At 47.9% G+C, this 17,205-nt stretch carries 19 protein-coding genes; all 19 read left to right on the top strand.

Going from position 1 to position 17,205, the window contains the following annotated elements:
• Positions 1-39 precede the first annotated feature (39 nt).
• Positions 40-852, top strand: a complete 813-nt coding sequence (flgG, locus tag GQS10_RS00655) for a flagellar basal body rod protein FlgG (RefSeq protein ID WP_166237963.1) — start codon at positions 40-42, stop codon at positions 850-852.
• An 81-nt stretch (positions 853-933) separates the two neighbouring features.
• Entirely contained in the window at positions 934-1,155 is a 222-nt protein-coding gene (locus GQS10_RS00650; RefSeq protein ID WP_166237961.1) for a flagellar FlbD family protein, read from the top strand.
• Entirely contained in the window at positions 1,155-1,637 is a 483-nt protein-coding gene (locus tag GQS10_RS00645) for a flagellar basal body-associated FliL family protein (RefSeq protein WP_166237959.1), read from the top strand. The genes GQS10_RS00650 and GQS10_RS00645 overlap by 1 nt, the downstream gene beginning before the upstream one ends.
• A gap of 50 nt (positions 1,638-1,687) precedes the next feature.
• Entirely contained in the window at positions 1,688-2,686 is a 999-nt protein-coding gene (fliM, locus tag GQS10_RS00640) for a flagellar motor switch protein FliM (RefSeq protein WP_166237957.1), read from the top strand.
• Positions 2,676-3,971, top strand: coding sequence for a flagellar motor switch phosphatase FliY (fliY, locus tag GQS10_RS00635; protein WP_166237955.1), 1,296 nt, complete (start codon positions 2,676-2,678; stop codon positions 3,969-3,971). The genes fliM and fliY overlap by 11 nt, the downstream gene beginning before the upstream one ends.
• Before the next feature lie 38 nt (positions 3,972-4,009).
• The gene (locus GQS10_RS00630) at positions 4,010-4,369 is read left to right on the top strand and encodes a response regulator (RefSeq protein WP_166237953.1); all 360 of its coding nucleotides are present in this window, start codon (positions 4,010-4,012) and stop codon (positions 4,367-4,369) included.
• The gene (locus tag GQS10_RS00625; RefSeq protein WP_166237951.1) at positions 4,369-5,052 is read left to right on the top strand and encodes a flagellar biosynthetic protein FliO; all 684 of its coding nucleotides are present in this window, start codon (positions 4,369-4,371) and stop codon (positions 5,050-5,052) included. Before GQS10_RS00630 ends, GQS10_RS00625 begins: the two co-directional genes overlap by 1 nt.
• Positions 5,049-5,825, top strand: coding sequence for a flagellar type III secretion system pore protein FliP (gene fliP / locus GQS10_RS00620; RefSeq protein ID WP_166237949.1), 777 nt, complete (start codon positions 5,049-5,051; stop codon positions 5,823-5,825). Before GQS10_RS00625 ends, fliP begins: the two co-directional genes overlap by 4 nt.
• Before the next feature lie 23 nt (positions 5,826-5,848).
• Complete coding sequence (gene fliQ, locus GQS10_RS00615) at positions 5,849-6,118, top strand: flagellar biosynthesis protein FliQ (protein ID WP_166237947.1); 270 nt, start codon at positions 5,849-5,851, stop codon at positions 6,116-6,118.
• A gap of 11 nt (positions 6,119-6,129) precedes the next feature.
• Positions 6,130-6,912, top strand: a complete 783-nt coding sequence (gene fliR / locus GQS10_RS00610) for a flagellar biosynthetic protein FliR (RefSeq protein WP_166237945.1) — start codon at positions 6,130-6,132, stop codon at positions 6,910-6,912.
• 37 nt (positions 6,913-6,949) lie between these two features.
• The gene (gene flhB / locus GQS10_RS00605) at positions 6,950-8,050 is read left to right on the top strand and encodes a flagellar biosynthesis protein FlhB (RefSeq protein WP_166237943.1); all 1,101 of its coding nucleotides are present in this window, start codon (positions 6,950-6,952) and stop codon (positions 8,048-8,050) included.
• A gap of 33 nt (positions 8,051-8,083) precedes the next feature.
• A complete protein-coding gene (gene flhA, locus GQS10_RS00600; RefSeq protein ID WP_166237941.1) occupies positions 8,084-10,117 on the top strand; it encodes a flagellar biosynthesis protein FlhA in 2,034 nt (677 codons plus the stop codon).
• Positions 10,114-11,484 carry a flagellar biosynthesis GTPase FlhF gene (gene flhF / locus GQS10_RS00595; protein WP_166237939.1) on the top strand — a complete coding sequence of 457 codons (1,371 nt, stop codon included), beginning with the start codon at positions 10,114-10,116 and terminating at the stop codon, positions 11,482-11,484. Before flhA ends, flhF begins: the two co-directional genes overlap by 4 nt.
• Positions 11,477-12,358, top strand: coding sequence for a MinD/ParA family protein (locus GQS10_RS00590; protein ID WP_166237937.1), 882 nt, complete (start codon positions 11,477-11,479; stop codon positions 12,356-12,358). The genes flhF and GQS10_RS00590 overlap by 8 nt, the downstream gene beginning before the upstream one ends.
• A gap of 28 nt (positions 12,359-12,386) precedes the next feature.
• Positions 12,387-13,472 (top strand): protein-glutamate methylesterase/protein-glutamine glutaminase, encoded by a 1,086-nt coding sequence (locus GQS10_RS00585; RefSeq protein ID WP_341804980.1) that lies wholly within the window; start codon positions 12,387-12,389, stop codon positions 13,470-13,472.
• A 62-nt stretch (positions 13,473-13,534) separates the two neighbouring features.
• The gene (locus GQS10_RS00580; protein ID WP_166237935.1) at positions 13,535-15,586 is read left to right on the top strand and encodes a chemotaxis protein CheA; all 2,052 of its coding nucleotides are present in this window, start codon (positions 13,535-13,537) and stop codon (positions 15,584-15,586) included.
• A gap of 30 nt (positions 15,587-15,616) precedes the next feature.
• Positions 15,617-16,078 carry a chemotaxis protein CheW gene (locus GQS10_RS00575; RefSeq protein WP_166237933.1) on the top strand — a complete coding sequence of 154 codons (462 nt, stop codon included), beginning with the start codon at positions 15,617-15,619 and terminating at the stop codon, positions 16,076-16,078.
• A 6-nt stretch (positions 16,079-16,084) separates the two neighbouring features.
• Positions 16,085-16,708, top strand: a complete 624-nt coding sequence (locus tag GQS10_RS00570) for a chemotaxis protein CheC (protein ID WP_166237931.1) — start codon at positions 16,085-16,087, stop codon at positions 16,706-16,708.
• Positions 16,705-17,202 carry a chemotaxis protein CheD gene (locus tag GQS10_RS00565; protein ID WP_166237929.1) on the top strand — a complete coding sequence of 166 codons (498 nt, stop codon included), beginning with the start codon at positions 16,705-16,707 and terminating at the stop codon, positions 17,200-17,202. Before GQS10_RS00570 ends, GQS10_RS00565 begins: the two co-directional genes overlap by 4 nt.
• Positions 17,203-17,205: the final 3 nt, after the last annotated feature.

Raw genomic sequence — 17,205 nt, 5'->3', positions numbered from 1 at the left:
GAGGCGGTCTTACATTACCAACCAACCTGGAGGCTGACTATGATCAGATCACTTTATTCCGGTATTTCCGGTATGCGCGGATTTCAAACAAAGCTTGACGTTATCGGAAATAACATTGCGAACGTCAACACCACCGGTTTTAAAGCCAGCCGTGTGATGTTCAAGGATATGTTAAGCCAGACGATTTCCGGGGTAACCGCTCCGGCTGACGGACGCGGTGGCGTGAACGCAAAGCAAATTGGTCTTGGCTCAACGCTGGGATCGATCGACACCCTGCATACGCCGGGCAGCGCGATGACTACGAATGTGGTAACGGACCTGCGGATCGACGGCGACGGATTTTTCGTGGTGAGTCCGGATGGAGAGCAGCAGTTTTTAACTCGTGCCGGCAACTTCACGTTAGATTCCGAACGCAAGCTGGTTACCTCTGACGGGATGCTTGTTCTGAGCACCGATGGTGAAGGGGTAACGCTTGAAGAGGATGTTACTGCATTTTCGATTTCAACAAGCGGTGAAATCGTAGCGATCAACGCGGAAGGTGTTGCGGAAGGGACTGGAACCTTCATTGCCGTAGCCAAAGTAACAAACCCGGCAGGCTTGGAAAAGATCGGCAGCAACATGTACCGTGTTACTCCGAACGCAAACTTGGATGAAATTGATATCGCTGTAGGCGCCAACAACACAGAAATAGGAACGGGTGCGATTATTTCCGGTCAGCTGGAAATGTCCAATGTCGACTTAACCAATGAGTTTACGGAAATGATCGTAGCTCAGCGCGGTTTCCAAGCGAATTCCCGTATTATTACAACATCTGACAGTGTGCTTGAAGAAATTGTTAACCTGAAGCGATAATAACGTTTTGGGGATGAGGCGTTAAAACTTCATCCCCAATATTCCCAAGCTTTATAAGAGGCGGAAACGCCGGGAGGACCGATGATTGAAGTCACTCGATTAAACAAAACAAAGCTCACTATCAATGCCTTATTTATTGAAACAATGGAAGCGACACCCGATACTGTCATTACGATGACAACGGGCAAAAAATTGGTCGTTCTCGAATCTGTGGATGATGTGGTAGACTTGGTTCGACATTATTTGCGCAGCATTGGAGCGACTCGGGCATCTGTCATGTTCGAACATACGGAGGGATCGTAGTGTTTAAAAAAATGCTGCCGTGGCTTATCGTCATCCTGATCGCGATAACGCTGGTCGGTTTGGCCGCCTTCATTTTGTTAAATTATTTGGAGAAAGAAAACGGGCCAACAGATCCGAAAGCACAGGCCCTGCAGGCTGCTGATGAGGCTAAGGTGAAACCGAAGCCGGCTTCCGAATTAAAGGAGCTTACGCATGAAGTGAACGATATCCTGACGAATTTATCGGATCGTTCCAGTATCGTGAAAGTCAGCTTTGCCTTTGAACTCGAGAACAAGAAAGCGAAAGATGAATTCACGCTTCTTGATCATAAAGTAAAAAGCACGATCATTCAGACCCTGTCTGGAATGACGGGAGAGCAATTACAGGAAAGTAAAGGCAGAGATCAGCTTGCTGCCGATTTGATCAACAAGATGAATGGCTTCTTGCAAGAAGGCAAGCTGACTCATGTGTACGTCACCAATTTTATTTTGACCGAGCAGTAAACCCAAACTACATTCCAACATTTTAAAGGCAGATAAGGGGGTGACTCTTCATGGTGGACGTTCTTTCGCAAAATGAAATAGACGCGCTTTTGGCCGCTCTTTCCTCAGGTGAGATGGATGCTGAGGAGCTGAAAAAAGAGGATACGCAAAAGCGGATTCGCGCATACGATTTCAAGCGTGCAGTCCGGTTTTCAAAGGATCATATTCGAAGTTTAACCCGAATTCATGAGAACTTTGCAAGGTTTTTGACGACGTATTTTTCCGCTCAGCTGCGTACATTTGTGCAAATTAACGTAGTGCAGGTTGAACAATTGCCTTATGACGAATTTATCCGGTCCATTCCGAAAATGACAATCTTGAACATTTTCGAGGCGGAGCCGTTAGAAGGAAGAATGGTTCTTGAGGTTCACCCTAACGTTGCGTTTGCCATGTTGGACCGTTTGCTCGGCGGGGCAGGAACGACGCCTCCAAAGATCAATGCATTAACGGAAATTGAAACGATCGTTATGGAGCGTATTTTTAGCAGAGCTTTTGAAAGCTTGCAGGAAGCATGGAAGACCGTAATCGATATGTATCCGCGTCTTGATTCGCTTGAAACGAATCCGCAATTTATGCAGATCGTTTCTCCGAATGAGACGATAGCTCTGATTTCGTTAAGTACGAAGATCGGGGATACATCGGGAATGATCAATCTATGTATTCCTCACGTCGTAATCGAACCAATCATGCCTCGGCTTTCGGTCAACAACTTATTCTTCTCGCCTAAAAAGACGAAAGGAACGGAAGAAACCGAAATCCTTCAGGAGCGCTTGAATAAAGCGAAGCTACCGATTATTGCTGAGCTCGGCTCATCGATGATCAATGTCCATGAGTTTCTGAATTTGGCAGTAGGGGATGTCATTACGCTGAATAAGACGACGGAAGAAGGACTGGGTATCCGCGTCGGGGAAAAGTTGAAGTTTGTTGGCAGTCCCGGCGTAAAGAAGGGTAAAATGTCAGTCCAAATTACTGATGTCATCAGCGAAGGAGAAGAAGAACATGACGAGTAAGGATTATTTGTCGCAGGAGGAGATCGATGCATTACTCCGCCAATCGGGCGATTCCGATGGGGACGGCGGGGCTTCAGACTCATCTCCCGTCGTGCCGCTAATCGATGATTACTTAACGCCCTTAGAGCAGGATGCACTGGGTGAAATCGGTAACATTACCTTCGGTTCCGCAGCAACGGCCTTGTCTACTCTGCTCGGGATGAAAACCGATATTACGACTCCAAAGGTATCCGTCATCGCGAAGAAGGAACTGGAAAATGAGTTCCCAAAACCGCATGTCGCCGTTCACGTCAATTATGTTGACGGATTTCAAGGCATTAATCTGCTAGTCATTAAAACTCGCGATGCTCAGGTCATCGCCGACCTTATGCTGGGCGGAACCGGTAACGTCGAAGAAGGCGTAGAGCTTAACGAAATTCACGTCAGTGCCGTTCAAGAAGCAATGAATCAGATGATGGGCTCTTCGGCAACATCGATGTCAACCATCTTTAACCGCTTTGTCAATATCTCTCCGCCGGGAATCGATATCATCGATTTGGCCAATGGAGAAGGCACGGATAAGCTGCCGGATGAAGAAGTGCTTATTAAAGTTTCGTTCCGGCTCATTATTGGCGATTTGATTGATTCCAATCTAATGCAGCTGCTTCCGGTTTCGTTTGCGAAGGAGCTGATCGCTTCCTTGATGGGCGGAGCAGGCATGGATTCAGAGCCTGCACCAGCGCCGGAAGCGCCGAAAGCAGCTCCAGCCGCTTCGCAGCCAGCAGCGCAACAGGCGCCGGTAACGCCGCCTGCACCGCCAGCTGCGCATGACCCATACGGCCAGCCTGGTTATCAGCCGCCGTATCCGCCGTATCCGCCTTACCCGGGCTATCCGCAGCAGCCGATGTACCAGCAGCCGCCGATGATGCCGCCTGCGCCTCAGCATTATGGCCAGCCGGGATACGCCGCAGCTGCGCAGCGGAACGTAAATGTACAGCAGGCACAATTTTCTGATTTCCAAGGCGGACCAAACATCCATGCCGATGGAACGAATTTAAACCTGCTGCTTGATATCCCGCTGAAAGTAACCGTAGAGCTGGGTAGAACTCAAAAGGTGATCAAGGACATTCTTGAGCTTTCACAAGGCTCGATTATTGAGCTGGACAAGCTGGCCGGTGAGCCGGTTGACATTCTGGTCAATAATAAATTAATTGCCAAGGGTGAGGTTGTCGTTATCGATGAAAATTTTGGCGTGCGCGTAACGGATATTGTCAGCCAGTGGGATCGACTGCAAAAATTACAGTAGAACAGAAATTAGCATAAAAACAAAAGGAGACGGTGACAATGGCGAAAATTTTAGTGGTGGACGACGCAGCTTTCATGAGAATGATGATTAAAGATATTTTGACAAAGAATGGCTTCGAAGTTGTTGGGGAAGCAAGCGACGGCGCACAAGCTGTAGAAAAGTTTAAGGAGCTTCATCCTGATCTGGTAACGATGGACATCACGATGCCAGAGATGGACGGAATCACTGCACTGAAAGAAATTAAGAAGCTTGACGGCTCCGCTAAAGTCATCATGTGCTCTGCAATGGGACAGCAGGCTATGGTAATCGATGCGATTCAAGCAGGCGCGAAAGACTTCATCGTTAAGCCATTCCAAGCGGATCGCGTTATTGAAGCGATCAAGAAAACGCTAGGCTAATGCGGAAGTATATCGCAGCTTTCCTTCTCTCGCTTTCGGTCGGGTTGTACCATGCGGTATCGGTATTTGCGGCGGGCATTAGTGGAGAGACCGGGGAAGCCGGTGAGCAAGGGACGGGCTTGGGTACACCCCTTCAAGGGGGAACCGAAGCCCCAAACTTCGATTCTCCGAGTATTGCGGGCAGCATCATTCAGGTCATTCTCGTTCTTATCGTAATGGTAGGCCTGATTGTACTCCTCATTAAAGTGCTGGCCAATAAAAACCGATCGTTCCAATCGCACCGGGCTATCCGCCAATTGGGCGGAGTAGGGCTTGGACCGAATAAGTCGCTTCAGGTCGTAGAAATAGGAAAATCCGTTTACCTTATCGGGGTAGGCGACGAGATTCGTCTGGTTGACAAAATTTCAGACCCGGAAGAGGCTGGCTATATCATCGATTCTCTTCAGCAGGAAGGGACGATGAAGCCTAACGAATGGATTCATTCTTTATCCGGACTCGTGAAGCGCCGCTTTGGGAAGGACCAAAGAACATCTTTGGAAAATCAGGTTGTGTCTGAGGAGCTTCCAGATTCAGAATTTCAGCAGTTGTTCCAAGAAAGGCTGAAAGGGTTAACAGGCCGTAAGCAAATGCTGGAGGATATGCTGAACGAACAATATAAAGAAGAACGGAAGAACGAGAAATGAATATTCGCTTGATCGCAGTGGCGATGCTCCTGTTGTTCTCCTTCGCTTTCGGTACAGCGGAAACCGCCCTTGCAGCTGATCCGGCAGGGGGAATCGGCATTCCGGGTATCGACGTCAATATTGGCACGTCGAATAATCCAGCGGATGTATCGAGCTCTATTAATCTTATTTTACTAATAACACTTCTTAGCTTAGCGCCTGCTATTTTGATTATGATGACTTGTTTTACGAGAATTGTAATCGTACTAAGCTTTGTGCGGACGTCCTTAGCGACGCAGCAAATGCCGCCCAACCAAGTGTTAATCGGATTGGCCTTGTTTATCACACTCTTTGTGATGTCTCCAGTCATCGGACAAGTAAACGAGGAAGCCTATAAGCCTTATATGCGAGGCGAGATTACACAAACGGAAGCGATTAGTAAAGCAAGCGTTCCGATTAAAAAGTTTATGGCAGCGCAAACGCGAGAAAAGGATTTGCAGCTGTTTTTAAATTATACTGGTACCGCAAAGCCGCAAACGGTAGAAGAAATTCCGTTAACGGTGCTTGTGCCGGCCTTTGCGATTAGCGAGATTAAAACTGCTTTTCAAATGGGCTTTATGATCTTTATACCGTTCCTGGTCATTGACATGGTCGTCGCCAGTACGCTAATGGCTATGGGGATGATGATGCTTCCGCCGGTCATGATATCGCTGCCTTTTAAAATTTTATTGTTTATTTTAGTAGACGGCTGGTATTTGGTTGTTAAGTCGCTGCTGTTCAGCTTTAACACGTAAATCCGAGCAATAGGAGATGAACCATGAGCACCGAATTTGTTATTTCTCTGGCTGCCCAAGCGGTATACACTGTCTTGATGGCCAGCGCTCCGATGCTCGGTCTCGGCCTTCTTGTCGGATTGATCATCAGCGTTTTTCAAGCCACAACCCAAATCCAAGAGCAAACCTTAGCGTTTGTTCCGAAAATTGTTGCCGTTTTCTTATCTGTTCTCGTATTTGGTCCGTGGATCTTGACTAAGATTCTAGATTTCACGTACAACCTTCTTAATAATTTGCACCGGTTTATCGGTTAGGCGGAACGATTATGGAGCTGTTATTATCTTTTCTGCCTACTTTTATGCTTGTTTTTTGTCGAATTACATCCTTTTTTGTCGTGGCTCCCATCTTTTCATCGAGAGTGCTGCCGCTTCAATATAAGGTTGGTTTTTCGTTTTTCATTGCTCTGCTCGTTTTCTTGGCAATGGATCAACAGAATGCCGTCGGTTTTGATGATGCCTACGTGTTATTGGTGTTAAGAGAAGTACTTGTTGGACTTGTGATCGGGTTCGTCGCTTACTTGTTCTTTTCGGTTGTGCAGGTGGCTGGTTCATTTATGGATATCCAAATGGGCTTCGGTATCGCCAACGTCATCGATCCTTTAACTGGCACACAGAGCCCGATGCTCGGAAATATGAAATTTATGATCGCGTCGCTTCTTTTTGTGACAATGAACGGTCATCACTATATGATCCGCGGCATGATGGACAGCTATAAGCTGGTGCCTCTGCAGAACGAATTGTTCAGCCATATTGCTTCGGGAGAGCTAAGTATGTTTATTTTGGCCTCTGTCAGCAAAATGTTTGCATTGGCGTTTCAAATGGCTGCACCGATTGTCGTGACGATGTTCTTAGTTGACGTCGCGTTAGGCATTTTGGCAAAAACCGCACCTCAATTTAACTTGTTTGTGGTCGGTGTACCGCTCAAGATCATTTTAGGATTATTTATGCTGGTCCTATTGATGTCGGGTTTTGCTTACCTATTTCGAAGTTTGTTTGAAACCTTGTTTGTTTCGATGGATGAGCTGCTTAAGCTGATTGAATCGAAATGAATGCAGCCTGGCGCTGCGACGAGAGGAGAATTATCACTTGCAGCGGCATCGTATCCCGATAAATTTGCAGTTCTTTTCCCAGGAAAAGACGGAGCCTGCCACTCCCAAAAAGCGTCAGGAGGCTCGTCAGAAGGGGCAGGTTGCGCAAAGCAGGGAAGTTCCGCAATCGCTCCTCATGCTGGCAAGCTTTGGTTTTCTGTTTATGTACGGGGCAGTGATGAAGGATCAAATCATGGCCCTGTTTCGGTCTATCTTCACAGATTATATGCTGATGGAATTTTCACCCTCCAATTTATTTGGATTGTTTGGGGATCTCATTGCCAGAGGACTGCTCTTGTTGGCCCCCATATTTGGGATCGCAGTCGTTGTTGGTATTTTGGGGAACTATCTGCAGATTGGTTTGCTCTTCACGGGTCACGGCCTGCAGATGAAATTTAACAAGCTTAATCCGATCACTGGCTTCAAAAATATTTTTGGACTGCGGTCGGTCGTTGAATTTTTGAAATCTCTCATTAAGGTTAGTGTAATTGGTTTTATCGTCTATACGACGCTTGCAGGGGAACAAAAGCAGCTCTTGGCTTTGGCCAATTTGCCGCTTGAAATGATGCTTAGTTATGTATCCAATCTCGTCCTAATGCTTGGACTTAAGGTAGGGGCGGTACTCGTACTGATCGCCGTCGCCGACTATTTTTATCAAAAGTATGAATATGAAAAAAGCCTGCGAATGTCCAAACAGGATATCAAAGACGAGTATAAAAAATCGGAGGGCGATCCTCTGATTAAAGGAAAGATCAAAGAAAAGCAGCGTCAAATGGCGCTTCGGCGGATGATGCAGGAAATTCCGAAGGCTGACGTTGTGATTACGAACCCGACGCACTTTGCGGTGGCGATCAAATATGAAGCAGGAGAAATGAATGCGCCCGTCGTTACGGCTAAGGGGCAGGACTTCGTTGCTTTAAAAATAAGGCAGATCGCTCGTGACAACGGGATTACAACGATGGAAAATAAGCCGCTGGCCCGTGCGCTGTACGCACAGGTAGAGATCGGCCAGGAAATCCCTGAGGACTTGTTCCAGGCGGTGGCCGAAATCTTGGCATATGTATATAAACTTAAGGGAAAAGCCGCGTCGCGTGGGTAAAAGTGATGTAGGACTTAGGAAGGAGGCGTCCGTTTGAAACCAAGAGATTTATTTGTTTTAGTAGGTGTTATTGGCATTGTGCTGATGATGGTTGTACCGGTCAATGTTCACCTTATGGATTTACTGCTTATTGTGAATATATCGGCCGCACTCATGATATTGCTGATGTCGATGAACACAAAGGATGCCTTGGAGTTTTCCATATTTCCTACCATTTTGCTAATCACGACACTATTTCGGCTTGCACTTAATATTTCGACAACGAGAAACATTTTAGCGCACGCGGAGGCGGGAAAGGTTGTCGAAACCTTTGGGTCCTTCGTTGCCGGAGGACAGCTTGCCGTTGGATTTATCGTCTTCTTAATTTTGGTTGTCGTTCAGTTTATCGTTATTACGAAAGGCTCGGAGCGTGTCGCTGAGGTTGCGGCGCGTTTTACGCTTGATGCGATGCCGGGTAAGCAGATGAGTATCGATGCAGATTTAAATTCCGGATTAATCAATGATAAGGAAGCAAGGGAACGACGCTCTAAGATTCAAAAGGAAGCGGATTTCTACGGCGCAATGGATGGTGCGACAAAATTCGTCAAAGGGGATGCGATTGCGGGTATTGTCATCCTCTTCATCAACTTGATTGGCGGCTTTGTGATTGGTATGGCGATTCACGACATGCCTTTTACCGAAGCGGTATCCAGATATTCGATTTTAACGATCGGCGACGGACTAGTCAGCCAGATTCCGGCACTACTTATTTCCGTTGCCTCCGGTATGATCGTAACGCGTGCGGCGTCGGAAGGAAATTTGGCGGAAGACCTGACCAAACAGCTGTTCTCCTACCCGAAGCTGCTGTATATTGTAGCAGGTACGATTGGTTTCCTTGGTGTGTTCACTCCGATTGGAGTGGTTACGACGTTTCCGATTGCAGGGCTTCTTGTATATGGCGGATATAAGATGCAGAAAAACTTGAACCTAAAGCAAATCGAAGAGGAGCAGCGGGAAGAGGAGCAGGAGATCGAAGAGGTCCGCAGTCCCGAAAGTGTTATCAACCTGCTGCAGGTTGACCCGATCGAATTTGAATTCGGCTATGGATTGATTCCACTCGCGGATACGCAGCAGGGCGGTGACTTGCTGGATCGTATCATTATGATTCGAAGACAAGTGGCTTTAGAAATGGGTCTTGTGGTCCCTGTTATAAGAATTCGCGACAATATTCAACTAAAACCGATTGAATATATCATTAAAATTAAAGGAAATATGGTGGCTCGTGGCGAATTATTGCTAAATCACTATTTGGCCATGAGTCCTGGGATCGATGACGATTCGGTCATGGGGATCGAAACGAAGGAGCCCGCGTTTGGACTTCCGGCCTTATGGATTGATGAAGCGACGAAAAGTATTGCCGAGCTTTCGGGTTATACCGTGGTTGATCCGCCATCCGTTGTTGCAACGCACTTAACAGAAGTGCTTAAGCAGCACGCACATGAGCTGATCGGCCGCCAAGAGACGAAGGCGCTCATCGAAAATTTGAAGGAGAGCTATCCGGCGATTGTCGAGGAGCTTATCCCTGGGGTCCTGGGTGTTGGCGAAATTCAGAAGGTTTTGTCGAAGCTGCTTAAGGAAAAAGTCTCAATTCGCGATTTGGTTACGATTTTCGAGTCGCTGGCCGACTACGGAAGTTATACAAAGGACACTGATATATTAACGGAATATGTGCGCCAGGCACTATCCCGACAAATTACGCATCAATATGCGGCCGGACCGGAAGCCATGAAGGTCATTACGGTTGGCCCTCAGCTTGAGAAAAAAATTGCCGAATCGGTGCAGCAATCGGATCAGGGCAGCTATCTTGCCTTAGACCCAATGTCTTCGCAAATGATTTATCAAAAAGTGAATGAACAAATTCAAAAGCTGCTTCAGCTCGGTCAGCAGCCCATCATCCTTACCTCGCCGACGATTCGGATGTACCTGCGTCAGCTTTTAGATCGTACGATGCAGGATGTCCCGATTTTGTCTTATAGCGAGCTTGAACCAAGCGTTGAAATTCAAAGCGTCGGGGTGGTGAACCTATGAGAGTAAAGCGATATGTTGTTGATTCCATGCCGGATGCATTGCAAAAGATTCGCAGTGAACTAGGGAAGGACGCCGTCATCATTAACACCAAAGAAATAAAGATTGGCGGCTTCCTCGGGTTATTTACGAAGAAAAAGATCGAAGTGATCGCGGCAAACGATGCTGCTCCGAGCCCCTCAAAGCTGCAGCCTGCTGTGGCTTCCTCTGCAGCAGCTTCCATTTCCAATGCTAGCGGAAGAGCTGCTTATCAGGCGCAAACGCAAACCGGGGGGCTGCAAGCGCCAAACGCTGAACTCATACAAGCGCCGGAAACGAGATCGCCGCAAGCAAGTGCACAGCAGGCGTTACAGGCGGCCATTCGAGCCGCACAGGCCGACCACGCAAAGGCTAGATCTTCAACCGCGCTGCTTGACGAAGAAGAGCGGCTCTTGCTTGCGGATAACCCGACTACAGGAAAGAGTGGCGGATCAACCGCTTCGTCACCAAGAAGAGAAGATCAGCTCTTGGAAGAGCTGAAGCAGATGAAAGAGATGATGCTTCGCATTTCGAAGCAGACTGCGGGAGAGAACGTGCTCCCTGAGCCGTTTGAGGCTGTGAAGCAGCGCTTGCTGAATCACGATATCCTGCCGCCGCTTGCGGCACGGATGATAGAGCAGGCGATTGCAGGGGTAGAGGAGCCGTTTCAGCTGGAGACAGCAGACGCTGCAAGACTTGTAAAGGAGCAGCTTCTTGCGCTGGCTTCGGGACGCACGAAGAATGGCATTTCGCCGAATTCAAGAGTTATCCATTTTGTCGGTCCGACCGGAGTAGGCAAGACGACAACCATCGCAAAACTAGCGGCTGAACAAGTATTGAAGCATCAGCGTAAAGTTGGATTTATTACGTCGGATACGTACCGAATCGCTGCAGTAGAGCAGCTGAAGACGTACGCTAATATTTTGAACGTTCCGCTTGAAGTCGTATTTTCGCCGCAGGATTTGGCTAAAGCATTCCACAACCTTAAGGATTGCGACATGATCTTCATGGACACGGCCGGACGTAATTTTCGGAATGAGCTGTATGTTTCCGAATTGAACAGCCTACTGCAGGCGGCTGGCAGCAGCGAGACCTTTCTCGTTCTCAGCATGACTGCGAAATACAAAGACATGAAAGTGATTGCGGAGAATTTCAGTAAGTTTAAGCTGGATAAGGTGTTGTTTACGAAGGCGGATGAAACGGACTCGTTCGGTGCCATTTTCAACCTGTTGGAGGATTTCCCGTTCCAGCTTTCTTATATCACTTACGGTCAAAATGTGCCGGACGATATCGGGCTGCTGCAAGCAGAGCGGTATATCGACGCCATAGTGGAGGAAGATCGCAATGAGTGATCAAGCTCAGGGCTTACGCAACTTGGTTGAGCTGCAGCGAACTCCCCACACCAAAACGACACGAATCGTAACCGTTACAAGCGGCAAGGGCGGCGTAGGAAAATCGAATTTTACGCTCAATTTTGCCCTTGCACTGCAAAATCTTGGCTACAAGGCACTTGTGTTTGACGCCGATATTGGAATGGCCAACATCGACGTGTTAATGGGCGCTTCGCCCCAGTACAACCTGTATCACCTTCTGAAACGTCAAAAGACGATATGGGAAATTATTCATAAGGGTCCAAGCGGACTCGAGTTTATTGCAGGAGGCTCCGGATTTCAAGACTTGCTTCGGTTAACCGAGGAGGAGTTGGATTACTTCGCGGAGCAAATTGGCCAGCTTTCCGGCTACGCGGACTTTATGTTGTTCGATACAGGGGCTGGGTTAAGCAAGGAGACCTTGAAGTTTATTTTAGCGGCGCAAGAAACGATTGTTGTTACGACGCCGGAGCCAACTTCGATCACCGATGCCTACGCCATCATCAAGATGGTGAGCACGAACAAGCCAAACGTAAATTACCGTTTAGTTGTCAATCGGGTAACCGAACCAAAGGAAGGCAAGCAAACAGCCGATAAAATCAGTATGGTTGCCAAGCAATTTCTTGATTTAAATATACCGACACTAGGCTATGTACCGGATGACATTAATGTTTCAAGGGCTGTTAAAAAGCAAGTGCCGTTCAGCATTGCTTTTCCGAATACACCGGCTGCCCGAGGTATTCAAAAAATCGCCGAACGATTTGCTGACGGTGTTCAAACGGACGCATCCCCTGATTTGGTGAACGAGCCTGGGGTAAAGGGCTTCCTTAACAAAATGATAAAGCTGCTGAAGTAAAACGTACGATGCTTGAAGGAGGGTTTTTGTGCATAAGGTTCTTGTCGTCGATGATTCCGCCTTCATGCGAAAAATGGTTTCCGATATCGTCTCCGATCATCCTCAATTTGAGGTAATTGGAACTGCGAGAAACGGAAAAGAAGCGATTGAAAAAACGAAACAGCTTAAACCCGACATTTTAACCATGGATATTGAAATGCCGGAAATGAACGGTCTGGATGCGCTTACGATAATTATGAAAGAATATCCGACTCCTGTTGTCATGCTGAGCAGCTTGACGCAGGAGGGGGCCGCCGCAACGATCCGCGCGTTGGAGCTGGGCGCTGTCGATTTTATCGGCAAGCCCTCGGGCTCCATTTCACTCGATATCGCGAAGGTAAAGACATTACTGCACGACAAGCTCTTGGCGGCCGTCAAATCTAATGTTCGTAAACATAATAGTACGGGTGCTGGTTACCAGCTTACTCAGCCAAGAGCACCCATTCCGCTGCCGGCAACCTTTAAAGCGGCTCCGCCAAGCTCAACAGGCAAAGCGGATTTTACCCATCTGGTTGCCATCGGGACTTCCACGGGAGGACCGCGGGCATTACAGCATGTGCTTGTCCCGCTTCCGAAGAAATTCCCGGCTCCTATCCTAATTGTGCAGCATATGCCGCCCGGGTTTACAGCATCCCTTGCTCAAAGATTAAATTCACTTTGTGAAATCGGAGTAAAGGAAGCAGAGCATGGAGATGTGCTTGAAGCGGGGATGGCTTATATTGCTCCCGGCGGAAGTCACATGACGATGATTAGAGAAGGCGGATTATACAAGGTAAGCTTGAACAAGGACGAGCCTCGAGGCGGTCACCGACCGTCGGTTGATACGATGTATGATTCCCTGCTCTCCGTCACCGGTCTCAAGCTGCATCTCGTCATCATGACGGGAATGGGCAGCGATGGCGCCAAGGGAATGGAAGCTTTATATAAAAAAGGGGTTCAGTCTACCATCGCCGAAGCGGAACAAACCTGTGTCGTTTACGGAATGCCGAGATCGGCTGTGGAACTGAAATGTGTGGATTTCATCCTGCCGCAGAACGATATCCCTGCCAAGCTGGTTGAACTCGTTTCCCGCTGACCCGTTTAAAGACCACCTATACTTAATTAAGAGATTCGAGGCAAACTTGGAGGTGCAGGACAATGGAAATGAATCAATACTTAAGTATGTTTATTGATGAATCCAGAGAACATTTGCAAGCGATGAACGACAATATGCTCGCCTTGGAGGCAGCACCTGAAGACATTTCAATTGTGCAGACGATTTTCCGCTCCGCACATACCCTCAAGGGAATGTCTGCAACGATGGGATTTGAGGACTTAGCTTCCTTAACCCATGAAATGGAGAACGTACTGGATTTAGTCCGTAACAACAAGCTTGCCATGGACAGTGTCATTTTTGACTGCTTGTTCAAATGTTTGGACACACTCGAATCGATGGTGGAGGACATTATTCAAGGCGGGACGGGGAAAGCGGATGTCAGTGATCTGGTTGCGACTTTAAAGTCGATTGTATCCGGTGATTACCGTAAAGCGGATGCAGACAGCAAGCCAAGCAAAGCAAATGCAGCCGCTGCTGCAGCGGAAGCAACTGGAGGGTTAGACGAATATCAAATGTCTATTCTCGAGCAATCCATTTCCAGCGGACATAAAGCTTACCATCTCGTTGTTACAATCAACAGCGATTGTGTGCTTAAAGCGGCACGCGCATACATGGTGTTTAATGGGCTTGAGAATAACGGAGAAATTGTACAATCGACCCCTACGGTGGAGGACATTGAGCAGGATAAATTTGACCGTTCCTTCTCGGTATACTATATCAGCAGGCTGGAAATGCCGGAGCTGGAGCACTTAATTAAAAGTGTCTCCGAAATTCAAAGCGTTCAAATCAATGCGGTTGACCGCGATTACTTAACGAAAAAATCCGAGGAGCAAAAAGCGATTCGGAAAGAAGAAGCGAAAAACGAAGCTTCCGAAGAAAAAGCTGCAGAAGTGAAGCAGGCAGCCGGTAATGCCAAGCCTGCTGCGGCGAATGCGCCGGTTGCCAACCGAACGATTCGCGTTGATATCGAAAAGCTGGATGTCCTGATGAACCTGTTCAGTGAGCTTCTCATTGACCGCGTCCGTCTTGAGCAGCTGGCAGGCGAGCTGAAAAACCGTGAACTGAACGACACCGTCGAGCACATGAGCCGCGTAAGCAGCGATTTGCAAAATATCGTTCTGAAGCTTCGAATGGTTCCGGTTGATTCTGTATTCAATCGCTTCCCTCGCATGATTCGGGATTTGGCAAAGTCGCTGAATAAGAAGGTGGATCTTGTCGTCACCGGTGCTGAAACGGAATTGGACCGTACCGTTATCGACGAAATCGGCGATCCGCTTGTGCATTTGCTCCGGAACTCGGCGGATCATGGCGTCGAGCCGATCGCTGACCGGATCGCTGCAGGCAAGCCGGAAACGGGAACCGTAAATTTGCGGGCATTCCACAGCGGGAATCATGTATTTATTGAGATTGAGGACGACGGCCGTGGTATCAATCGCCAGAAGGTGCTTGCTACGGCAGTAAAGAAGGGGATTGTAACGGCGGAACAGGGACAGAAAATGACCGACGAGGAAGTCTACATGCTGCTGTTTGCATCCGGCTTCAGTACGGCGGATAAAATTTCTGACATCTCTGGACGCGGCGTAGGTCTTGACGTAGTCCGTTCGAAAATCACTTCTCTAGGCGGAAATGTTATCGTTACTTCTAAGCTGGGCGAAGGTACAAAGTTTACGATTCAGCTGCCGCTTACGCTCTCCATTATTACTGCATTGCTTGTAAAAATGGGAAGTGAGAAGTATGCGATCCCGCTGTCATCGATCGTGGAAACCTCAACGATTCGCAGAAAGCATCTGCGCAATATGCACGGTACGTTGATTATGGACTTCCGCGGACAGGTTTTACCGGTTATTTCCTTAAGCCAGCTCTTTGAAGTTCCGGATTATTCCGAGGACGACGAAGAAGAAACTGAAATTGTCATCATCCGCAAAGGCGAAAAGGTTGCGGCTGTCATGGTTGAGGAATTTATCGGTCAGCAGGAAATCGTATTGAAAACTCTCGGCAAATATTTGACGAACCTGTTCGCAATATCCGGTGCCACCATTCTGGGCGACGGTCAAGTTGCACTGATTGTCGACACAAACGCACTCATCAAATAATTTTCAAAAAAACGAACGGAGTGATCAGCGATGGGAAACGAAATGAAAATTATTATTTTTACACTTGCAAATGAAGAGTACGGCATCGATGTCGATAAGGTAAAAACGATCGAGCGCATGCAGCCGATTACACGCGTGCCGAAGACACCTTCCTTTGTAAAAGGGGTAATCAATCTCCGCGGTGTTGTTGTCCCTGTTATTCACTTGGCCGGACGTTTCGATCTTCCGGAAACCGAAGTAACAGACAATACACGTATCGTTATCGTTTCGGTTCGTGATATGGAGGTTGGCTTTGTCGTTGACTCCGCAAACGATGTAATCGATCTTGATTCCGATATGATCAGTGCGCCTCCGGAGCTTGTAGGCGGCATTCGTGCGAAGTACCTGAACGGTGTTGCGAAGATCGGGGAAAACCGTCTTCTCATTCTGCTTAACCTGGAAGAAGTGCTTAGTAAGAGCGAGCTTAAACAACTTGTTGACATCGAGGAGTAAATTTTTGTGAATGAAATAAAGCCCTTTGGGGATTATCAGCTGGATGTTTTGCGGGAAGTGGGGAATATCGGAGCGGGGCATGCAGCCACCGCTCTAGCCACAATGCTGGATCGGCAGGTCGATATGCAGGTCCCGAAGGTAAGTCTGGTTCCTTTTGAACAAATTGCTGAAAGTGTTGGAGGAGACGAAGCGGTCGTTATCGCAATCTTTTTGCGAGTGGATGGAGAAACACCGGGGAATATGTTTTTCTTGATTTCTCCTGAATCTGCCAAGCTTCTGCTTACCTCTCTCGTCGGGGTAGAGGTATTTCCGGAAGGGGAGTATTCCGAAATCGAGCTTTCTGCTCTGGCGGAAATCGGTAATATTTTGGCTGGCTCTTATTTATCTTCTTTGGCGGATTTTACGCATCTGACGATGGCTCCCACTGTTCCAGCTCTTGCAATCGACATGGCCGGGGCGATTCTCAGCTTTGGACTCCTGCAGTTCGGTCATATGGGTGACCATGCTCTGCTCATCGACACCATGTTTTTCGACGGAGACGACAAGGTTGAGGGACATTTTTTCTTTATTCCCGATCCAGACTCGTTTCATAAAATTTTTCGAGCACTAGGAGTGCCAGCGGGCGAATGATGGAAGATACAATCACAAAAGTGGGAATGGCCGATTTAAATGTTTTGTCCAAGACGGGGATTTTAAAGACGACGGGCCTTGGCTCGTGCGTAGGACTTACACTATTCGATGCGAAGGCCGGTGTCGCCGGTATGGCACATGTGATGCTCCCATCATCCGATATTGCGAGAGAAGGGCAGCTCAATATTGCAAAGTACGCGGATACTGCAATTCCCGAATTGATCCGGCTAATGAATTCGCTTGGAGCTGTAGTTTCTCGTATGGAAGCAAAAATGGCCGGCGGTGCGCAGATGTTTGCGTTTTCCACAGGGGCGGGAGATGCCATGAGGATCGGCCCTCGTAACGTCGAGTCTTGTAAAGAAATCCTAAAGCAGTACCGCATTCCGCTTCGGTCGGAGGATACGGGAGGCAGCTATGGCAGAACCATCGAATTTCATTGTGAAACGGGAATGCTCCATATTCGGAGCGTGCAGCAAGGAACAAAGGAGATCTAGTTC

It is taken from the genome of Paenibacillus turpanensis (assembly GCF_011421635.1).
Classification (GTDB): domain Bacteria; phylum Bacillota; class Bacilli; order Paenibacillales; family YIM-B00363; genus Paenibacillus_AK; species Paenibacillus_AK turpanensis.
This window is presented reverse-complemented; position numbering and strand designations above follow the sequence as displayed.